Annotated in this window: 15 protein-coding genes; 6 read left to right on the top strand and 9 right to left on the bottom strand. The window is 43.9% G+C overall.

Features of this window, described 5'->3' with window-relative positions; translation table 11 throughout:
- Positions 1 to 42: 42 nt before the first annotated feature.
- Entirely contained in the window at positions 43 to 474 is a 432-nt protein-coding gene (accB, locus tag ACS8FC_RS06530) for an acetyl-CoA carboxylase biotin carboxyl carrier protein (RefSeq protein WP_299220400.1), read from the top strand.
- A gap of 112 nt (positions 475 to 586) precedes the next feature.
- Positions 587 to 1,948 (top strand): acetyl-CoA carboxylase biotin carboxylase subunit, encoded by a 1,362-nt coding sequence (accC, locus tag ACS8FC_RS06535; RefSeq protein ID WP_299220398.1) that lies wholly within the window; start codon positions 587 to 589, stop codon positions 1,946 to 1,948.
- Positions 1,949 to 2,036: 88 nt separating this feature from the next.
- Here accC and ACS8FC_RS06540 read toward each other — a convergent pair whose 3' ends face one another.
- Both ACS8FC_RS06540 and leuA read right to left on the bottom strand, forming a co-directional pair.
- On the bottom strand, positions 2,037 to 2,666 hold the full coding sequence (locus ACS8FC_RS06540; RefSeq protein ID WP_439261469.1) for a hypothetical protein: 630 nt from the start codon (positions 2,664 to 2,666) through the stop codon (positions 2,037 to 2,039).
- A gap of 190 nt (positions 2,667 to 2,856) precedes the next feature.
- On the bottom strand, positions 2,857 to 4,641 hold the full coding sequence (gene leuA / locus ACS8FC_RS06545) for a 2-isopropylmalate synthase (protein WP_439261470.1): 1,785 nt from the start codon (positions 4,639 to 4,641) through the stop codon (positions 2,857 to 2,859).
- Positions 4,642 to 4,845: 204 nt separating this feature from the next.
- Here leuA and ACS8FC_RS06550 point away from each other — a divergent pair, with 204 nt between their 5' ends.
- A complete protein-coding gene (locus tag ACS8FC_RS06550; RefSeq protein ID WP_439261471.1) occupies positions 4,846 to 5,334 on the top strand; it encodes an Lrp/AsnC family transcriptional regulator in 489 nt (162 codons plus the stop codon).
- A 15-nt stretch (positions 5,335 to 5,349) separates the two neighbouring features.
- Here the strand turns inward: ACS8FC_RS06550 and ACS8FC_RS06555 are convergent, their stop codons facing one another.
- The 5 genes from ACS8FC_RS06555 to ACS8FC_RS06575 form a co-directional block, all read right to left on the bottom strand.
- Positions 5,350 to 6,636, bottom strand: coding sequence for a YbfB/YjiJ family MFS transporter (locus ACS8FC_RS06555; RefSeq protein WP_439296231.1), 1,287 nt, complete (start codon positions 6,634 to 6,636; stop codon positions 5,350 to 5,352).
- An 87-nt stretch (positions 6,637 to 6,723) separates the two neighbouring features.
- A complete protein-coding gene (locus ACS8FC_RS06560; RefSeq protein ID WP_439261473.1) occupies positions 6,724 to 8,076 on the bottom strand; it encodes an ABC1 kinase family protein in 1,353 nt (450 codons plus the stop codon).
- Between the two features lie 87 nt (positions 8,077 to 8,163).
- Complete coding sequence (locus ACS8FC_RS06565; protein WP_439296232.1) at positions 8,164 to 8,955, bottom strand: HesA/MoeB/ThiF family protein; 792 nt, start codon at positions 8,953 to 8,955, stop codon at positions 8,164 to 8,166.
- Between the two features lie 56 nt (positions 8,956 to 9,011).
- Positions 9,012 to 9,905 (bottom strand): peptide chain release factor N(5)-glutamine methyltransferase, encoded by an 894-nt coding sequence (prmC, locus tag ACS8FC_RS06570; RefSeq protein WP_439296233.1) that lies wholly within the window; start codon positions 9,903 to 9,905, stop codon positions 9,012 to 9,014.
- Positions 9,906 to 9,964: 59 nt separating this feature from the next.
- The gene (locus ACS8FC_RS06575; RefSeq protein ID WP_439296234.1) at positions 9,965 to 11,623 is read right to left on the bottom strand and encodes an AmpG family muropeptide MFS transporter; all 1,659 of its coding nucleotides are present in this window, start codon (positions 11,621 to 11,623) and stop codon (positions 9,965 to 9,967) included.
- A 586-nt stretch (positions 11,624 to 12,209) separates the two neighbouring features.
- Between ACS8FC_RS06575 and ACS8FC_RS06580 the strand changes: the two genes are divergently transcribed.
- From ACS8FC_RS06580 to ACS8FC_RS06590, 3 genes are all read left to right on the top strand, one after another.
- Positions 12,210 to 13,139 (top strand): LysR substrate-binding domain-containing protein, encoded by a 930-nt coding sequence (locus ACS8FC_RS06580; protein WP_299220373.1) that lies wholly within the window; start codon positions 12,210 to 12,212, stop codon positions 13,137 to 13,139.
- Positions 13,140 to 13,332: 193 nt separating this feature from the next.
- Positions 13,333 to 15,855, top strand: a complete 2,523-nt coding sequence (locus tag ACS8FC_RS06585; RefSeq protein ID WP_439296235.1) for a membrane-bound PQQ-dependent dehydrogenase, glucose/quinate/shikimate family — start codon at positions 13,333 to 13,335, stop codon at positions 15,853 to 15,855.
- 326 nt (positions 15,856 to 16,181) lie between these two features.
- The gene (locus tag ACS8FC_RS06590; RefSeq protein ID WP_439296236.1) at positions 16,182 to 17,201 is read left to right on the top strand and encodes an LLM class flavin-dependent oxidoreductase; all 1,020 of its coding nucleotides are present in this window, start codon (positions 16,182 to 16,184) and stop codon (positions 17,199 to 17,201) included.
- Positions 17,202 to 17,486: 285 nt separating this feature from the next.
- Here ACS8FC_RS06590 and ACS8FC_RS06595 read toward each other — a convergent pair whose 3' ends face one another.
- Together ACS8FC_RS06595 and ACS8FC_RS06600 are read right to left on the bottom strand one after the other, a co-directional pair.
- Entirely contained in the window at positions 17,487 to 18,515 is a 1,029-nt protein-coding gene (locus tag ACS8FC_RS06595) for an ornithine cyclodeaminase family protein (RefSeq protein WP_439296237.1), read from the bottom strand.
- Between the two features lie 166 nt (positions 18,516 to 18,681).
- The gene (locus tag ACS8FC_RS06600; RefSeq protein ID WP_299220361.1) at positions 18,682 to 19,641 is read right to left on the bottom strand and encodes an AEC family transporter; all 960 of its coding nucleotides are present in this window, start codon (positions 19,639 to 19,641) and stop codon (positions 18,682 to 18,684) included.
- Between the last annotated feature and the right edge of the window lie 68 nt (positions 19,642 to 19,709).

The raw sequence follows: 19,709 nt of genomic DNA on the forward strand, positions 1-19,709 counted from the left end.
CTATTTCTTTCTTCAATTTAAAAAAAAGGCGTCATTAAAACTATGGATATTGAAAAAATACGCACACTAATCGCTCTCATGGAAGAAAATGAACTGGTCAATTTAGAAGTGAGTTCAGATGATGAGCATATCAGTTTAACTCGTCACTATGATGCACCAGCTCCAACCATGATGGCAGCGCCTGCTATGGGTGCAGCACCTATAGCTGCTACTGAAGCCAAAGCATCTGTCAAAGCTGGAAGCGTTGAAACCTCACCGATGGTTGGTGTGTTCTATGCTGCTCCTAGTCCTAATGACCCACCGTTTGTAAAAGTTGGTCAAACCGTACAGGCTGGCGACACACTTGGTATTATTGAAGCGATGAAAATCATGAATCCACTTGAAGCAACTCAAAGTGGTGTCATTGACGAAATCTTAGTGGACAACTCTGAGGTTGTACAGTTTGGCCAGCCTGTTATACGTTATAAAGCCTAATTGTACTCGCTACACCTTACTTTGTTACGTTCAATACCTCGTTCATACTCATATTATATGAGTGATGTGTAACGATTGGATTGATCAACGCCGCTTTGACGAGGATGACCCTATGATAAAAAAACTGCTCATCGCCAACCGAGGTGAGATTGCTCTACGTATCGTACGTGCGTGTAAAGCACTTGGTATAGAGACTGTCGGTATTTACTCCACTGCTGATGAAAACCTCATGCATCTACGCTTCGTTGATGAAGCTATCTGTATCGGTAAACCAAATGCCAGTGAAAGTTATTTGAATATCAGTACTATTTTAACAGCTGCTGAGATCTCTGGTGCTGATGCCATTCATCCTGGTTATGGTTTTTTGGCCGAAAACGCTGAATTCGCTGAACGTATCGAAGAAGCTGGTTTAACTTTTGTAGGCCCCAATGCTGATCATATTCGACTTATGGGTAATAAGGTATCTGCCATTAATGCCATGAAAAAAGCTGGCGTACCAACTGTTCCTGGCTCAGTCGGCGCTGTAACGATGCACAATGCGGAAGAACAAGCTCGTAATATTGGCTTCCCGTTGATCATTAAAGCCGCTTCTGGTGGTGGTGGTCGTGGTATGCGTGTCGTTGAACGCTTTGATGAGCTGGTTGGTCAAGTACAAGCGGCGAGACAAGAAGCTGAGCTGTGGTTTGGCGATGATACTGTCTATATGGAGCGTTACTTACAAAACCCGCGCCACGTTGAGATCCAAGTACTGGGCGATGGTAATGGTAATGCCATTCATCTTTATGATCGTGACTGCTCACTACAACGTCGTCACCAAAAGGTGTTAGAAGAAGCACCTGCTCCTGATATTCCGGATGATGTCCGTGAACCAATACTACAAGCTTGTGTTAAAGCATGTGAGCTGGTTGAATATCGCGGCGCTGGTACGTTTGAGTTTTTGTTTGAAAATAACGAATTTTTCTTTATTGAGATGAATACGCGGGTACAGGTTGAGCACCCTGTGACTGAAATGATCACTGGTATCGACGTGGTGGTTGAACAACTCAAAATCGCTGCAGGTTACGGCTTATCTTATCGTCAAGATGAGATTGAAATTCAAGGTCATGCAATTGAATGTCGTATTAATGCTGAAGACCCAGTAACTTTTATGCCCTCGCCTGGCAAAATTACACAGCTATACGCACCTAGTGGAGCTGGCGTACGTTTTGATTCGCATTTATATCCCGGCTATGAGATCCCTAGCTATTATGACTCATTGATTGGTAAGCTCATTTGTCATGGCCAGACTCGCCAGCAAGCTATTGCAAAAACAGTACATGCGCTTGATGAGCTTATTATCGAAGGTATAAAAACCAACATTCCTATGCATCGTGATGTCATTTTGGCAGATGAAAACTTCGTTAATGAAGCTCAGAATATCCATTATCTTGAAGAAGAAATGCTTAAATCACAAAAGACTAAAACTGCAAAATAATGAGAATATTGATGCTTTAAATAAAAACCGCTCTCTTATAAAGGAGCGGTTTTTTGATTGTTATGATTAAGACACTAAAGCCTATTGCTTATGGTAGGACTCTATGAAAATTCATAAAGCACTGTTTGCCTTCAGGATCAGCACACCACTGCATCTCATTGCCATCATGATTTAAATAAGCAATCAGCGCCTCGTCAGTCTGGTCAATCTGATTGCCTGAACAGTCTACTTCATTGTTATCATAAATAGTTTTGATGGCGATAATAGGCAAACCTTCTTCACGGTGCGTGACCAAATAACGTCCATAAGTCCATTCTTTGCCGCTTACTGCCCACATCTCGTTATCTGCACCAAAATTGTATAACTCTCGGCACTGCGTAGCACTTTTCGTCTTTATATTATCATCAGTTATTGTACTAGGCGCTATATTGGGTATGACTTTAAAAACACGGCGTTCGCTTTGATTCAACACACCATCTGCTTTAACAGTTATCTCAGGTTCATTGGTCTCTATATCATGAGCACTACCTGTTACCATTTGCTTCGCTATAGCCTCTTTGGTCATAGTGATGCCACTATCCAAATCTATTTCCCATTGCCCAGCAATAGCAGGACTAATATGCGTTGTAATCACTGACTGACTAACAGGTTCGCTATTACCAGGTAGTGAAGCTAGAACAGCAGCTAACGTAAATGACGCAAACGAGATTGGTTCCATAATTAACCTTATACTTATAATATAGATTGTCTGTCTTAGTGTAAGTCCTCGCTGTCGAACACACAAGTAACTTTATGCTATAGATGAACAGATGTGCATTTAGCAGAGCTTATATTCTATAAAAAAAACCGCCATACTCTATAAAAGATATGGCGGTTTTTAGTTTTATGCTGCTTAACTGTGACTAAAACTAAGCGGCTACCGTACTTGGCGCTTGAGCAAATGCAGAGAGTGCCCCTTTTAGCATCGCCGATACCGTACTGCTACAAGTACCAATACCAGAATAAACCTCGCCATCGACGTTAAGCTGAATATAAGCGGCCGCATTGGCATTGGTCTTATTATCGCTGTTGTTGCCGTCGTCGATACCATCACCACTATTGTGCTGCGGATTGATAGCATGCTCAGCGTAATTAATAACATGGATGGATTTACCAGTGTGCTGTGCAAGTCCATCAATAAATGATGATAATGGGCCATTACCCGTACCGTCAATCGTAATAGTATCGTCATTCATTTGTACTTGACCATTAAAATAAACGGCTCCGCCCTTATTATTAACACTATAATCTAATAGCTCTAAATTGCCTTTTTGCAAATATGTGTCTTCAAAGGTCTGTAATATCTCATCATTTTGTAGCTCGCGTGCCGCTGTCTCAGCCTGCTTTTGCACCACACCGCTAAAGTCAATTTGCATCCAGCGTGGCAAATTAAACCCATAGTTGCGCTGCAAGATGTAAGCAACGCCGCCTTTTCCAGATTGACTATTGATACGAACCACGTCTTGGTAGCTACGACCGATATGCGCCGGATCGATCGGCAAATAAGCCACGTCCCACACAGTGTCAGTCTCATCCTGATGCTTTTCATTATAATCAAGAGACTTTTTGATGGCGTCTTGGTGTGAGCCGCTAAAGGCAGTAAAGACGAGCTCGCCCACATATGGATGACGTGGATGCAGCGGTAGATTGTTACACTCGCTCACCACTTGCACGATTTCACTCATATTACTAAAATCAAGCTCAGGATCGATACCTTGGCTGAATAAGTTCATCGCCATCACCATGATATCCATATTACCAGTACGCTCTCCGTTCCCAAGCAACGTACCCTCGATACGATCGGCACCAGCAAGCACACCAAGCTCAGCCGCGGCAACTGCACAACCTCTATCATTATGAGTATGAAGACTAATAATCACATGCTCACGCTGGGCAAGATTGCGGCAGAAATATTCAACCTGATCGGCAAAAATATTAGGCATTGAGGCTTCAACGGTTGCTGGTAAGTTAAGAATAACCTCTTGTCCTTGTTGCGGTTGCCATACGTCGCAGACGGCGTTGCAGACTTCCACAGCGTATTCAGTTTCAGTTTGGCTAAAGCTCTCAGGTGAGTACTGGAATACCCATTCTGTCTCTGGATATTTGGCAGCATACTGCTGCAATAGCTTGGCACCAGTGATTGCAATTTCTTTAATTTCAGACTTATCTTTGCCATAAACCTTTTCACGCTGTACGCGGCAAGTTGAGTTGTAAACATGAACAATGGCTCGTTTGGCCCCCTTTAAAGATTCAAAGGTTCGAGCAATCAGATGCTCACGTGCTTGCACCAATACTTGCAAGGTCACATCATCTGGTACATGGTTTTCTTCGATAAGTTTGCGAGCAAAATCAAACTCAACTTGCGCCGCCGATGGAAACCCAATCTCAATGTCTTTAAAACCCACATCCACCAAAGTTTTAAAAAAGCGCATTTTTTGTTCGATAGTCATTGGATCAATGAGAGCTTGATTACCGTCACGTAGATCGACACTCGCCCATATTGGCGATGCCTCAATAGTTTTACTTGGCCATGTGCGATCCGGTAGTGAAGGTGCAAACGCAAATGGACGATATTTACGAAAATCAAAAGCGGCATTTTTAGGGGTAATCTTTGCCGTATGTGTGGTCGCATTGCGTGGGTCTTGGTTAGACATAATGAATCCTTTTAGACGATATAATGAGCTAAATACGTATCTAACTAAATCGCTTTATCACAAGAGATGGTGGTTACAACATTATAATAGCAAAGTTTTTAAAGTGAAAAACAGCTTTATTAAATAAATTGTCACATGTAAGTAGTGTTTATCACTAATATCATATATATTATCGGCACAAATCACTAACGATGAACAAAAGATATGACTGATAGCCAACCAGCCTCTCAAACCACACACTCTCTTGATGATACTGATAAGCGTATTTTACGTCTATTACAGACAGATGCCCGTATGAGTATTACCGAGTTGGCTGAAAACGTCAATTTGTCAGCGACTCCTTGCGCACGCCGGGTTAAGCGCCTAGAAGATACAGGTATTATCACAGGTTATCATACTCAAACAGATGCAGAAAAGCTTGGCTACCCACTTGCTATATTTATCGCCATTAGTATGGATCGCCACACAGCTGAGCGTTTTGAGCAGTTTGAAAAAAAGGTGCAAAGCTTCGACGAAGTGATCAGTTGTAGCATCGTGACAGGCCGCTCTGAGGACTACTTGATCAAAGTACGGGTACGCGATATGGCACATTATGAAGAGTTTTTATTACATCGGCTAAATCGTATCGAGGGCGTTGCACAAGTCCATACTAGCTTTGAGTTACGAGAGGTCTTTAGCCGCAGCATCGTTTAAGGCATTATGGCATCTTTACAATACTCGCTTGAGTGGGTTGTTATGCAGCCGATAAAATAGCACTATTAAAGCCAGTCCAACGAGTAAACCGATAGCTGCAACCAATAGACCTGCATTAAAATTATCGCTTTGTCCAGCCAAAGCAACCGTTACCAATGGTCCGATAAACTGCCCAAGCGCATAGGCTAAAGTTGCCAATCCTATAAGCAAATTAGAGTAAGCGGGATTGATATTTTTGATGATATTTAAGGTCATTGACACCATACCGACAAAGGTTAGTCCTAAAATAACGGCATTCGCATATAAGCCAAACGCTCCTTTAAACCACAAAGGTAAAAGCATCCCTAGCGCTTGTAATAGAGTTAAACCCATTAAGGTTTTGGTCTCACCAATACGCTTCGCAAGCGCACCCCACAGAGGATTCGACAGCATCGCAAAAATACCAACCAGCAACCAGATAAGTAGCCCAGCATAGCTCTGGATAGTAAGCCGCTGTGCTGCCATAACTGGTAAAAAAGTCGCTGAAGTAATATAACCAAATCCTGCTAATACATAGCTTGCTGATAACAACACTATGGCTTTGGTATGACCGATAACAGCGTTATATAATGAGCGTTTAAAATTAATATAGGTTTGGCGTATAGATCGATGAGTAAGACTGGTCGGCGCATCTGCTATCGTTGACTCGCTAGATACGGCAGCATCGCTATTTGTCGGACGTAGACCGTAAAGTAGCCAGAGTAACGGCAAACTACTCACGCCCGCTACCAGCCAAATAATATCAAAATGATAGCCGAGCAATAACAACCACCAAGTCAATACGGCTGACAGGCTAATACCCACTCCTATCCCAGCATAGTGCAGCGTAGAAAGTATAGAGCGACGCTCATCGCTGAAGCTTTGAATCACTAATGACGAGCTTAAAATCATCGCCACTCCGCTTGCGACACCTGCTAGTAAACGGATAAAGTACCATAGACTTAATGACATTTTTGGTACGACAAGCATCATCGTCGTAATAACACTAACCATCGTCCATAGCATCAGCATTTGCCACGTGTGTCGCTGTGTCACAAATATGGCAATGAGCGCGCCAATAAAATAGCCAATATAGTTAATTGAGGCGAGCCATCCAGCAGTAGCGGTCGACAGCGACATTTGAACCATAATATCAGGTAAGGTCGCTGTAAATAAAAAGCGCCCATAACCCATCACTACCGCCAGACAGTAAAGTCCAATCCAAGCGATAGTGGTTTCATGAGTAATAATAGGGACAATACGGCTTTTGGAGGTAGTCATCATGACGCAGCCAATTTGTGGTTATCAGCACACAATCCTTTGTGTTAAAAACCTATAGATAGCGCTTAAAAGCAGCGATGAAGCTTAAAACTATGACATATTAAGTGCAGGCGCTGAATGCTGGCTAGTATCAGTCTGCCCCAGTATCTGTACTCGTTGGTCGCTAAACATATCCATATCAGGGGCAAGCGTACGCATGAACCGATCAAAATACAACAACTGCTTAGTCAATAAAGCAAAATCACGGGGGAAATGAATACCATGACGTTTGCCGACTTCGACAATTTCGAGCATCATCTGGTTAAGCTCATCGGCCTGCTCTTTACTATTAAAAGGCACCCCACTTGTAAACGTAATGTCTTCTGCCATGATGGTTTTCATCATGCGCTCTAGATCATTTGCTAAGCTCTGGGCATCGACATTACTGCGGCCATGGGTCATCTCCATATCGATCATATGCTGCGCCATCGCTTGATAGTTATTATCTTGCAATGCCTGCATCATCCCCATACAAGCACGCCAGCTTTCAGCCTTTAACTTACCCACAATGCCAAAATCCAAAAACCCAATTCGACCATCGGTTAACAGCATCAAGTTGCCAGCATGCAAGTCAGCGTGGAAACTATTACAAAACATAAGGCTTGCAAACCACGTATTTAACGTATCTGCCATCACTTGCGCTGGATCGTCACAATACTGACGCATAGCCGTCTCATCAATCATAGAAACGCCGTGTAATTGGCTCATAGTCAGGACGCGTTTGGTCGTCAAATCATCATAGACCTCTGGCGCTACTACTTTTGTGTTCCCCGATACGCTCAAAAACTGCTGAAAATCGCGAATATTTTGTGCCTCGCTAATAAAGTCAGTTTCAGCCAACATGCGCAGACGAATCTCATCGATAATCGGTGCAATACTGGCAAACCTCATTGATGGCATAAGCAGCTCAACAATTTTAGTCACGCCGTGCAACACGCCCAAATCCGTTTGCATAATGGTTTCGACTTCAGGCTTTTGTACCTTTAATACCACTTCGTCGCCATTATGCAAACGCGCGGCATGTACTTGAGCGATAGAGGCGGATGCTAATGGTTTTTCGTTAATGAACGCAAACTTATCCGCCAGTGTTTGCCCATCGACTGCCAGCTCAGCTGTCAGTACCTGCTCGATGTAGGTATAAGATAATGGCGTTGTTTGATCCAAACAGTCTTGAAAGGCTTCTACATATTCACGCGGAAACAACGAAGGTGTACTGGCTATAAACTGACCAATTTTGATATAAGTCGTGCCAAGCTGCTCAAAAGTATCTTTTAATAGTCTTGCATCAGGCTTCTCGCCTTTTGCAACTCTAAAGGCAGATAAGCCCGCGACACTGACCGTCTGACGCATACGATTGACCACATTGAACGAATGCTTGAGTAAATGAGGACGATGAATTTTCATAGAAGACAACTATAATTAAGAAACAAAATTGGATAATAAAATATATTGTGTCATTTAATATGTGACACTAAATAAATAGTAAAATAACTAAGCAGCGCACACAGGACAATGTTTGTCTTGCCGATAGCCCATCAGTCGCTGCTGCATCCGGCTACCATCCCACAAAAGCAGCTTATTAATCAGTGGATTTTTGGTTAATCCTAGATACTGTAAAGCAGCATTGGCTTGCAGGTTACCCATAATAGCCGTGGTACTGGCAAGCACTCCAGAATTGGCACAGGTACGTTCATCAATTTCTGCATTATGCGTGACTGAGCCAAAGACGCAGTAGTAACAACCAGTATTTAACTGCGGCTCAAACAATGCCAATTGACCTTGCATGCCAATTGCTGATGCAGTCAATAATGGTATCTGAAAGCGCACACTAATGCGATTAATGATGTCACGTGTGGCAAAGTTGTCGGTACAATCTAGTAAAAGACTGGGCTTACCTGCTGTCATATCAAGCAAATCATAAGCATTGTCTTCATTCAAGCGTGCAACCGTACCGCGAGCAGATATCAAGGGATTAATCTTTTCAAGCATTTCGGCAGCGGTCAACGCTTTAGGCCGACCGATATCTTCAGGTAAAAATAGCGTTTGCCGCTGTAAGTTACTTGCCTCAATCTCATCATCATCAATCAGATGAATTTGCCCAAGTCCTGCACGTACCAAAGTCTCAGAAGCTGGACAACCTAAACCGCCCGCGCCTATCATTACCACACGAGACGATTTCAAGCGTAGCTGCGCATCGACATCCCAACCGTCAAGCAACACCTGCCGTGCATAACGCATCAGCTCATCATCTGATAACTGTTTTGATTCTAACGACTGCACCATATTTGTCACCAACAAATTATTACTATAAACAATAGTCGATAAGAATAAACCAACGACTAAATCTCTCCGAGCGTCACCCGATCATTACCACCAAAGTCCTGCACCGTTTGTACAGTGGTAAAGCCATTACCTGCAAATATTTGCCGGACAGTTGCGCCCTGATCAAAACCATGCTCAAGCGCTAACAGCCCACCTGTACGTAAATATAGCGGCGCTCGCTGCACAATACGCTCTATATCGGCAAGTCCATGATTAGGTGCACTTAACGCACTAATCGGTTCAGCTATTAAGCGTGTTAAATGCTCGTCAGACTCGTCAATATAAGGAGGGTTGGAGACAATCACATCGAATAAGTGCTCGTCTTGAGTAGACAGCTCGTCATACCAGCTGCTTTGTACAAACTCGATATCAGTAACATCATTAACAGCGGCATTGTGTCTAGCAACTTTCAATGCCTCTGCTGATAAATCAACCGCTACCGTTTGCCAACTATCATCTTTTAATTGATATTTTAACTCATGCGCCAAACTGATAGCGATACAGCCTGAGCCTGTTCCTAAGTCTAACAGCCGCTTTGGCTTATTAATATTATCTAAGCTCTTTGGCTGAGACTGTATCCACTTTAATACTTGTTCAACCAACACTTCAGTATCAGGTCGAGGGATTAAAGTGTGCTCATTGACAGTAAAATTAAGCGACCAAAATTCTTGCTGTCCCGTTAAATACGCGAGCGGTGTGCCAGTCTGCATTTTGGCAATGCCATTATTATATCTCTCAAGCTCACTATCAGATAGCTCGTAGTTCTCATCAGTGATTAAAAATGAGCTTGGCTTATCGATGATATATAGCAACCAATCCGTTAGCCAGAATGATGGCAGCGTCCCTCCTGTATCACCATTTGTTAGTTGCTGAATTTGCTGCTTTATTTGATAAATGGTGAACGCTGTCATAGATTACTCATAAAAATACTGTCTAACAATTTAGGACAAAACACAGCTAATCGTTGTCGCTAGTCTGTAGCGCGTGGCGGCTCTTTAGTATCGGTTAGGTTTGGGTTGGTCTTAGTTAAACCAGTCGCAGTATTACCGCCGCTACTATTATCATCGTTGTCACTATAAATATCATCATTGTCACCGATAATAATATGTTTATCGACAAGATAAATCAGTGCCAAAATGGGTATACCGATCGCAAAGGTAAAAATGAAAAAGAACGGATAACTGGTATTATCGACAATAGTACCTGAATAACCACCCAATACTTTGGGTAGCAACGTCATAAGCGATGAGAATATCGCATATTGTACTGCGGTAAAACGAATAGAAGTCAGAGCAGATAAAAAGGCAATAAATACCGCACTTGCAAGACCTGCAGCAAGGTTATCAAAAATGACGGCCAGGTACATATACGGCAAACTACCAGGATGATATGTCAGCAATACAAACAGCAAGTTAGTCGCACAAGCCAATATTGCCCCAACCATCATGGCTTGCATCATACGCAGCTTTTGCGCCAATAACCCACCTAAGAACCCTCCAGCGATCACCATAATGACACCGACTAATTTTACTGCATTGGCAATATCAGTCTTGGTAAAGCCCATATCTTGATAAAAAACATTGGATATTACCCCAGCCACAATATCTGAAATACGATATAAACCAATAAGTGCTAGAAGCAACAATGCTTTTTTGCCATAACGACGAAAGAAATCAGCGATAGGCTCAACCCATGTTGTCTTGGCAACTTCTGCTTCTACAAGGTTCGCTTTTACCAACCCATAACCGATAGCCAAAGCTACTGTCAGACTCAATGCCATACGCACCAATTCATACAAAAACCCTAAAAGCGCACTTTCTGTCGCAGGTAATAATGATCCTAAATTTGCGAATATGAACACAAAACCTATGACTGATAACGCAAATACCAAGACTAGACGTGAATAGTCTGATGTTTTACGTTCAACGCGTACCTGATTGCTGACTGGCTCATGAATAATCAAAGTGGTCGCGACCCCAATTCCCATGACCCCTGCCATAACCCAGTAAGTATTGCGCCACGCTTCATAACTATAAAACGCTTCAGTTGAACCAAAATAATCCGCCAAATATAGCGCGCCTGCCCCAGCGACAATCATACCCAAACGGTAGCCTGCAGTATACATGGCAGACAATACCGACTGTAGACTTGGGGGAGCAAGCTCAATGCGATAAGCATCGATGACAATATCTTGAGTAGCGGAAGAAAAACCAAGTAAAACCGCCCCAACTGCCATATAAATAAGGCTACCTTCATTGGTTGGATTGACACTTGCCATCAGACAAATCGCCACAATAATCATCAATTGAGCAATCAATATCCAGCTACGACGACGGCCCAATAGTCTAGTCAATATAGGAAGTGGCACGGCATCAACCAATGGCGCCCAAATAAACTTGAACGAATACCCAAGCGCCGCCCAACTAAACATCGTTACCACACTGCGATCAATACCAGCCTCACGCAGCCACAGTGACAGGCTTGAAAAAATAAGCAAGATGGGAATGCCAGCGACAAACCCCAAAAACAACATGATAATGGCGCGTCGATCGAGATAGGCTTTTGCCGCCTCTCCCCATGACTTTTTGGCAACTGGGGGGTTTGGAGGCACAGGTTGGACAGCAGACATAACTATTCACCAAAAATTAAAACAAAAAACACAACCACGTACAATTCTTATCAGTCGTTAGTATCAATTATTTGCATCAAAAATTGATAAAAGCTGATTAAATTTGTACAAAGAAAGCCATACTTATAGCAAAATTGAATTATGGTACTTCAGAACGTTTATATTGACTAGACATTCTATCGAAATTTCTGCATTAAAGTTTGATAACTTAGCTTAATAACCCTGAATACCTTATTGCAGTAAACTTATGTATTATCAGCTCACAGAATTATTAACACACATGTGTTGTCTATATAGTATCGTTTACACACTTATTACTCACGTATTTACTGCCTAGAATCATCTTTATCACATTCAAGTGTGGTAATAAAAATAAGACGAAAGCTACTAAAAACTAAGAGTGACTATATCTGCCGTACCTTTCAGACTTAGCAGTTTTTTATATTCCTAATTATCATAAACTGATAGCTATTTCTTATATACAAGAATAATAGATTTGATTTACACTGGTTACCTACTGCATATCTGTACACTTTTATTTTTATATACAGACAGCGTTTGTGTATTTATACAATAGGATTAACTAATGGCAATCGACGTAGTGGTCAATCAGCGGCATCTACAAATCCAGCTCAAACAGCTAGAGACGGTATGGCATACGGTAATCAATGGCTACAACCTAAGTCAAGCAGCGACAGTATTACATACCAGTCAATCAAGCTTATCAAAGCATATAGCAGCGCTTGAAAACCAACTCAAAACCGAAGTGTTCGTCCGACAAGGCAAGCGCTTAACGGGTCTTACGACCATGGGTACAGCGCTTATGCCGCATATTGAGTCTATCTTTGCTGAAATTCGTACGATTGAGAACCTCAGTCTCGATTTTAATAATCCCAATATTGGCACATTGACGATCGCTACCACGCACACACAAGCGCGATATGTTTTGCCGCACGTGGTTAAAGAGTTCAAAGAGCGCTTCCCCAAAGTTAATCTAATTTTGCAACAGGCTGACCCTGAGACCATCGCACAGATGGTAATTCGCGGGCAAGCTGATATCGGCATTGCCACCGAATCGTTACTCCATAACGACTATCTACGCTGCTTTCGTTATTATGACTGGACACATCGCGTCATCGTACCAAGCGACCATGAATTGGCTGGACAAGAATCCATTGACCTACCTACTCTCGCCAGCTATCCGGTTGTCACCTATCACGGTGGTTTTACCGGACGCGGTGCCATTGACAAAACCTTTAGCGAGGCAGGCCTTGAGCCGGATATTGTGCTGGCAGCGCTTGATGCTGATGTGATAAGCACCTATGTCGGTCTGGGTTTAGGAATCGGCATCATCGCTGAGATGGCGTTTGAGCCCAGTCACTATCAAAACCTAACGGCCATTCCTGTCGATCATTTTGGCCGCTTTACCAGTTGGATGGCGGTACGCGATGACGCTGAGATTCGCCAATATGGTCGCGCCTTTATGGAACTGTGCCAACAGCAGTTTGCCAATTAATGAGCAGTTGTTAAATAAAGTATCTCAAACTTACTAGATTTGCTTATGGATGATAAAATGAGGGCTAAAACGTTACTCAACGTTTGATTCATTTTATCTCTGCATGCATTGCTGGATACCTAGATATTTAATAATGTCTGGGTATCGATCATTGCATGTCCATTTGTTCTTCTATAATCAGGTGATACCGCTCATGGAAAAATTCGTAGCGCTCATTATGGCACTTTTTGCCACCCCTTTACTGATTGGCGGCGCTTATCTGCTATCTTTAGGCGGTAGTCCTTACTATCTCTTCGCTGGCGTTATCATACTAACGACCGCTTTTTTATTGTTCAAAAAACATTGGAGTGCTTACGGGCTCTACGCCATCTTTATAGTAGCGACCATGGTATGGGCACTTTGGGAGTCTGGCTTTGATTGGTGGGCGCTGGCCCCGCGCGTTGGCTTTCCACTCATATTTGGTTTGTTGATGCTCCTACCATGGGTCTCAAGCAAAATGCGAGGACCCAAACCTGAAGTCACGCCAAACGCCACAAACAGCACACTAACCACAGACTCCACAAAAAAAAGCCCTGTGTACTATTGGGGTCTGCTTGCAAGCGTGGGCGTAGGTGCCCTGCTCTCTTTTGGTAGTCTGGCAAATAACGCTACTGATAAACTGGGCGAGCTTGATTTATCTGCTACAGATAAAAGCAAGCAAAATGACAGCTCAGATGAGACGTCAGCCAATCTTGGTGACCCGTTATCAAACGGTGAACACACACCAGATGGCGAGTGGAGCGCTTATGGTCGTACCGACTACGGCCAACGCTATTCACCTTTAGATAAAATCAATACCAGCAACGTCAAAGACCTTGAGCTGGCATGGCAAATCCAAACGGGTGACGTTAAAGGTCCTAACGATGTTGGTGAGACCACTTATCAAGCAACGCCCCTAAAAATTGGCAATGCACTATACCTATGTACGCCTCACAACTGGGTCATGGCATTAGATGCTGACTCTGGTGAAACGCTGTGGACGTTTGATCCAAAAGTAGGAAAAAACCTACAACGTCAGCACCAGACATGTCGCGGCGTGTCCTATTACGCGGGTCAAGCGGGCTCTGATCCGGCGCCTGCCCTTGCTAGTGACGAGACAACCAGCACTGTGCAAGTGCAAAAAATTGCTGGCAACACCTTTAAAAACGCCTCCAAGCAGTGCGATGCCAAGATATTTATCCCCACCTCTGATGCAAAGTTATACGCCCTTGACCCAAATACTGGGCAGCGCTGCCAAGACTTTGGTGATGATGGCGCGCTAGATTTGATGCATAACATGCCGTTTAATCAAGCAGGGTATTATTATTCGACGTCGCCACCAGTAGTCGCGGGTGATACCATCATCGTAGCGGGCGCGGTCAACGACAACTATGATGTAAATTCGCCTTCTGGTGTGATACGTGCTTATGACGTCAATACCGGTGAGCTTCTTTGGAACTGGGATTCAGGTGACCCTGAAAACACCGCGCCTTTTGATGTCAACGACCCATCCCAAACTTACAAAACCAGCTCGCCCAATTCATGGGCGATTGCTAGCGCTGATGAAGAGCTTGGATTGGCGTATTTTCCAATGGGCAATCGTACGCCTGACCAGCTTGGTAGCTATCGCAACGCTGCTGAAGAAAAATACGCAACGTCTGTGGTCGCACTAGATATCGAGACGGGTAAAGCACGCTGGGTTCAGCAATTTGTCCATCATGATCTTTGGGATATGGATACCCCTGCGCAGCCAACCTTACTTGATCTAGATACCGCTGATGGCGTACAGCCTGCGTTGGTGGTGCCAACCAAACAAGGTGATGTGTATGTGCTAAACCGAGCGACGGGCGAGCCTATTGTACCGATCAAAGAGCGCCCTGCACCGCAAGGCTATCTTGTGGCAGGCGAGCACGCTGCACCGACTCAGCCTTATTCTGGCTTGAGCTTTGAGCCTGAACCACTCACTGAAAAAGACATGTGGGGTGCAAGCCTCGTGGATCAAATGATGTGCCGTATTGAGTTCAACAAGCTTAATTACGATGGCCGTTATACCCCACCATCAACCAAGGGTAGTCTGATCTATCCTGGTAACTTTGGTACCTTCAATTGGGGCGGTATTGCAGTCGATCCTGAAAATGGCGTGATGTTCGGTATGCCCACATATTTGGCATTTACATCTAAGCTTATCCCTAGAGACACGTTGGGTGATGCAGAGACCAATAAAGGCGAGCAAGGGGTCAATGAAAACAAAGGGGCAGATTATGCAGTAGAAATGGGGCCCTTTTTATCACCGCTAGGTGTACCCTGCCAGCAGCCACCTTGGGGCACGGTCGCTGGTGCGGATTTGGCCACAGGTGATATCGCGTATCAACGTAAAAACGGTACGGTACAAGACCTATCTCCTATTCCTATAAAGTTGGAATTGGGCGTGCCTGGTATTGGTGGACCTATCATCACTAAAGGCGGCGTAGCGTTTTTGTCAGCCGCGACAGAAAACAACTTTCGAGCGTATGATCTAAAAAATGGCGACGTGCTGTGGAATGTTCGTATTCCAGCAGGGGGTCAAGCGACACCCATGACTTACTTAAACTCTAAAGGCGAGCAGATGGTACTTTTGGTCGCTGGTGGTCATGGTTCAGTGGGTACAACCATTGGAGACTATGTCTTAGCCTATAAGCTTGGTGGCCAAGATAAGTAATATCTGCTCATTAGGACACTGATAATTCGATTTATTGTCTTTTTATAATGAGCCTATGAAGAAGCAGGTGACTTAGGTTGCCTGCTTTTTTAGTGCCCTCACATAATGCCAAAATAAGCCATTATCTCCCTACTTCTGACTTAGTTATAAGACCTAACGACCATTATCACCGTGATCATCACCGTGTCTGGATAACGGTTAAGCGAGCTTAAAAACAGCATTAACCGTCTTTGTTAGGATTTATTAACAGTGACTGGGGGCACTTGAAACCAGCCCCAACTATAAGCATATCAATAGCAAATAACTGACAAACGACTGGATAATTTATGAGCACACAAATCCCTTTATCTTTTTTAGACCTAGCGCCCGTCCCTGAAGGTAGCACCATCGCTAAAGGCATTGCACAGACGGTTGAGACCGCTCAGCGCGCAGAAGAAGTCGGCCTCAATCGTTACTGGATGGCAGAGCACCACAATATGCCGGGTATCGCAAGCGCGGCCACCTCTGTGCTGCTGTCACATATCGGCAGTCAAACCAAGCGTATTCGTATCGGTGCTGGCGGTGTCATGCTGCCAAACCACGCCCCCTTGGTCATCGCTGAGCAGTTCGGGACATTACAAGCACTGTATGGTGACCGTATTGATTTGGGCTTGGGGCGTGCTCCTGGTACGGATGGTGCGACCTTCCAGGCACTACGCCGGCAAATGAAAGATGCTGAGCGCTTTCCGCAAGATGTGCAGGAGCTGATGTATTTTTTGGGTAATGGTACAGATAACAGCCCTGTACAGGCGTTTCCTGGTGCCCAATCAAACGTGCCTATTTGGATCTTAGGTTCATCACTATTTGGGGCTACCCTAGCGGCGCATCTGGGCTTGCCTTATGTGTTTGCCTCTCACTTTGCCCCCGCGATGCTTGAGCAGGCCATCACGACCTATCGCGAGCAATTCAAGCCGTCCGCCTATCTTGACAAACCTTACGTCATGATAGCGGCGAACCTGTTACTCGCTGATGATGACGCCACCGCGCATTATCACTTCACCTCAGCACAGCAAAGCTTTGTACGCTTGCGCCGCGGGGAAACAGGCCAAATGCCAAAACCCACTCACGATATGGACAGCATCTGGAGCTCAAGCGAGAAAATGATGGTAGACAACGCTTTATCGGTATCCTTTATTGGCTCTGTTGAGACGGTCAAGCCAAAACTTACTGCGTTTTTAGCCACGTATCAGCCAGATGAATTAATCGTGACAGCAAACGTTTATGATCAGGCCACACGCCTGCGTTCACTTGAACTTACACCTGAGCTAAACTTGTTTACTTTACAACAAGAGGAGACGCTTGCATAATCAAAGATGAACTTTAATGAGATAACGGTCATGGAATCATCTGCTTTTATTGGTTCATCAATATTTCTATATATCGTTGCATTTCTTGCAGTAATGGCCGTTGGAGGTTATCTGACGTATCATACAAGTGCAAAAAGAAAGCAGCATCGTAAAGACAAGCGAGATAGAGACAACTTAAATTGATGTAGCCCAATTTTATACCAAAAAAGCCGTTTTCTCTTATACGAGAAAACGGCTTTTTTAATGGCTGTCATATAGTCGTTCCACTATAAAACAAACACAGTATTACCAATCAATTGACGATCCGAGACTATTTTGTTCTGCTTGCTTTGCAACATATAAAGCAACTGCTGCATCAAAACTGGCTGCACCCACAGACTTAAATAGTGTTACCCCAGCAGACTTAGTCACCTCTTTTTTTAGCGCTCCAGTTACCAACGCTTGTAGATCACCACTGAGATCATCCCATGTCCAGGTACAATCAGAATTATCATGTGCTTGAATCAAATCACCTGCTTCGTGACGGCTACCGGCCAAATCATCAACGACGACCATGCTACTATTTGCAACGACATCGTTACCGATCTCTTTCATTGTCGCTTGATAAGCCCCTACTGCATTGATATGTGCATCTGTTTTAATTTGATCAATACTAAATAAACCTTCCGTCGCACGGGTGGCAACATTAATAATATCAGCATCACGGATCGCATCACCTACCTCTTCGCAGACGCTGATTTCAACATCCCATTGAGCATAATCACGGGCAAAACGGGTTTTAAATTGCGCTGCACCCTCATGGTTTCTGTTCCATAGATATACTGTTTTAATGTCAGGGCGTACTGTCAACACAGCATTTAGTTGTTCATAAGCCATACCGCCACAACCGACGACAGCGACACTTTGACAATCAGGCTTTGTCATATACTTAGTAGCGATACCTGATAATGCAGCGGTGCGCACTTGAGTGATATAAATGCCATCCATAATGGCCAATATCTCACCAGTATCATTATTTGATACAGTAATAATGGCAGTGGTCGTTGGCATATCACGGCTAGGATTATCAGGGCAAATGGTGACAAGCTTTACGGCGGTATACTCTTTTTCACCATCATAGATAGTTGCTGGCATTGATAAGTGCGAGCCTGAGCTATGCTCTTTATCTTCGCCAAAAGTCTCAATGACTAAACGTTCAGGCGCCTTTACCCAATTAGGATGCGCCGCTTGCTGATGTAATAGCTCTTCGATGGCATCAATAGCTGCTTGCATATTGAGATGTTCGGTCACTACCGCTTGATTTAATAATTGCACTATGAGCACTCCTTGCTGGTTAAATTTATAATCGTATTTATTATGGCGTTGTTGCTACTTTCATTTATTGGATACTTAGTTACTCAGTTACTTAATTACTTGCTTGAATACTTAGTTACTTGCTTGAGTGAACGTATTTTCTCTATCTTGTCATAAAACATGACTGCTATATCAATCCTAACGCCCGTAACATCGCCGCGCCAATCGCCATCCCAAGCATTCCTACTACCGTGGTAAAAGCAAGAATATTGGCGGCGAGCACATCATTGCCTCCCATTGCCTTTGCCATTACATAACTGGCAGCGGCGGTCGGTGATGCAGCCATCAAAAACAACACACCCATATGTACACCCGTCAGTCCAAAGCCTAATCCTACCGCGATAGCGACTATTGGTGCAATAACAATACGACCGATACTGGCTTGCATGGATAATCCTGAAGGATGCAGCATCGACTTTAAATCAATACTGGCCCCAGCGCAAATTAAGGCCAATGGCAATGCCACCGCTGCTAATAAATCGCCAGTCGTATGGATAACGCCAGTAAGTGGCGGCAGCATAAGAGCCTTATAAGCAAAAGCGGCCAATAAAGCGATGATTAATGGATTGGTAAATAGTTTTTTGACAATCATGGTGCTGCGGCTGATCCATGTATCATCGACGCTTTTGGACACACGGCTAAGGGTGATGACAGCTAAAATATTAAACAATATCGTCACCACGCCCATATAGACCGCACCAATACTTAAACCGCGCTCTCCGTAGGCGTTGGCAACTGTCGCCAACCCGATAATCGCCATATTACTACGAAATATACCTTGTACAAACACCCCTTGATCCGCTGGACGACTCACAAAACGCTTGGCATAAACCTCTGCACCAATAAACAAGATAAAGGTCACCAAAATACCCGCGACTATCAGCGTGATTTGTTTGCCATAATCAACCTCACTATCGACCACGCTAAAAAATAGCAAACAGGGCAAACAGTAATTAAAGACAAAGTTTGAGGATTGATCAATAAAAGCCTGACTCGCCTCGCCGCGTCTTTGCATAAAAAAACCCAACCACATTAAGGCAAGGTTGGGCAGTACAATAGTAATCGCAAAAACAATAGCTTCGATCATAGATAAGCTCAGATTAGTCATGTGCTCAAAGCGATGTCATTGAAGGCATGAGCACATACTTATTATAG

Source organism: Psychrobacter sp. 1Y4 (assembly GCF_051847555.1).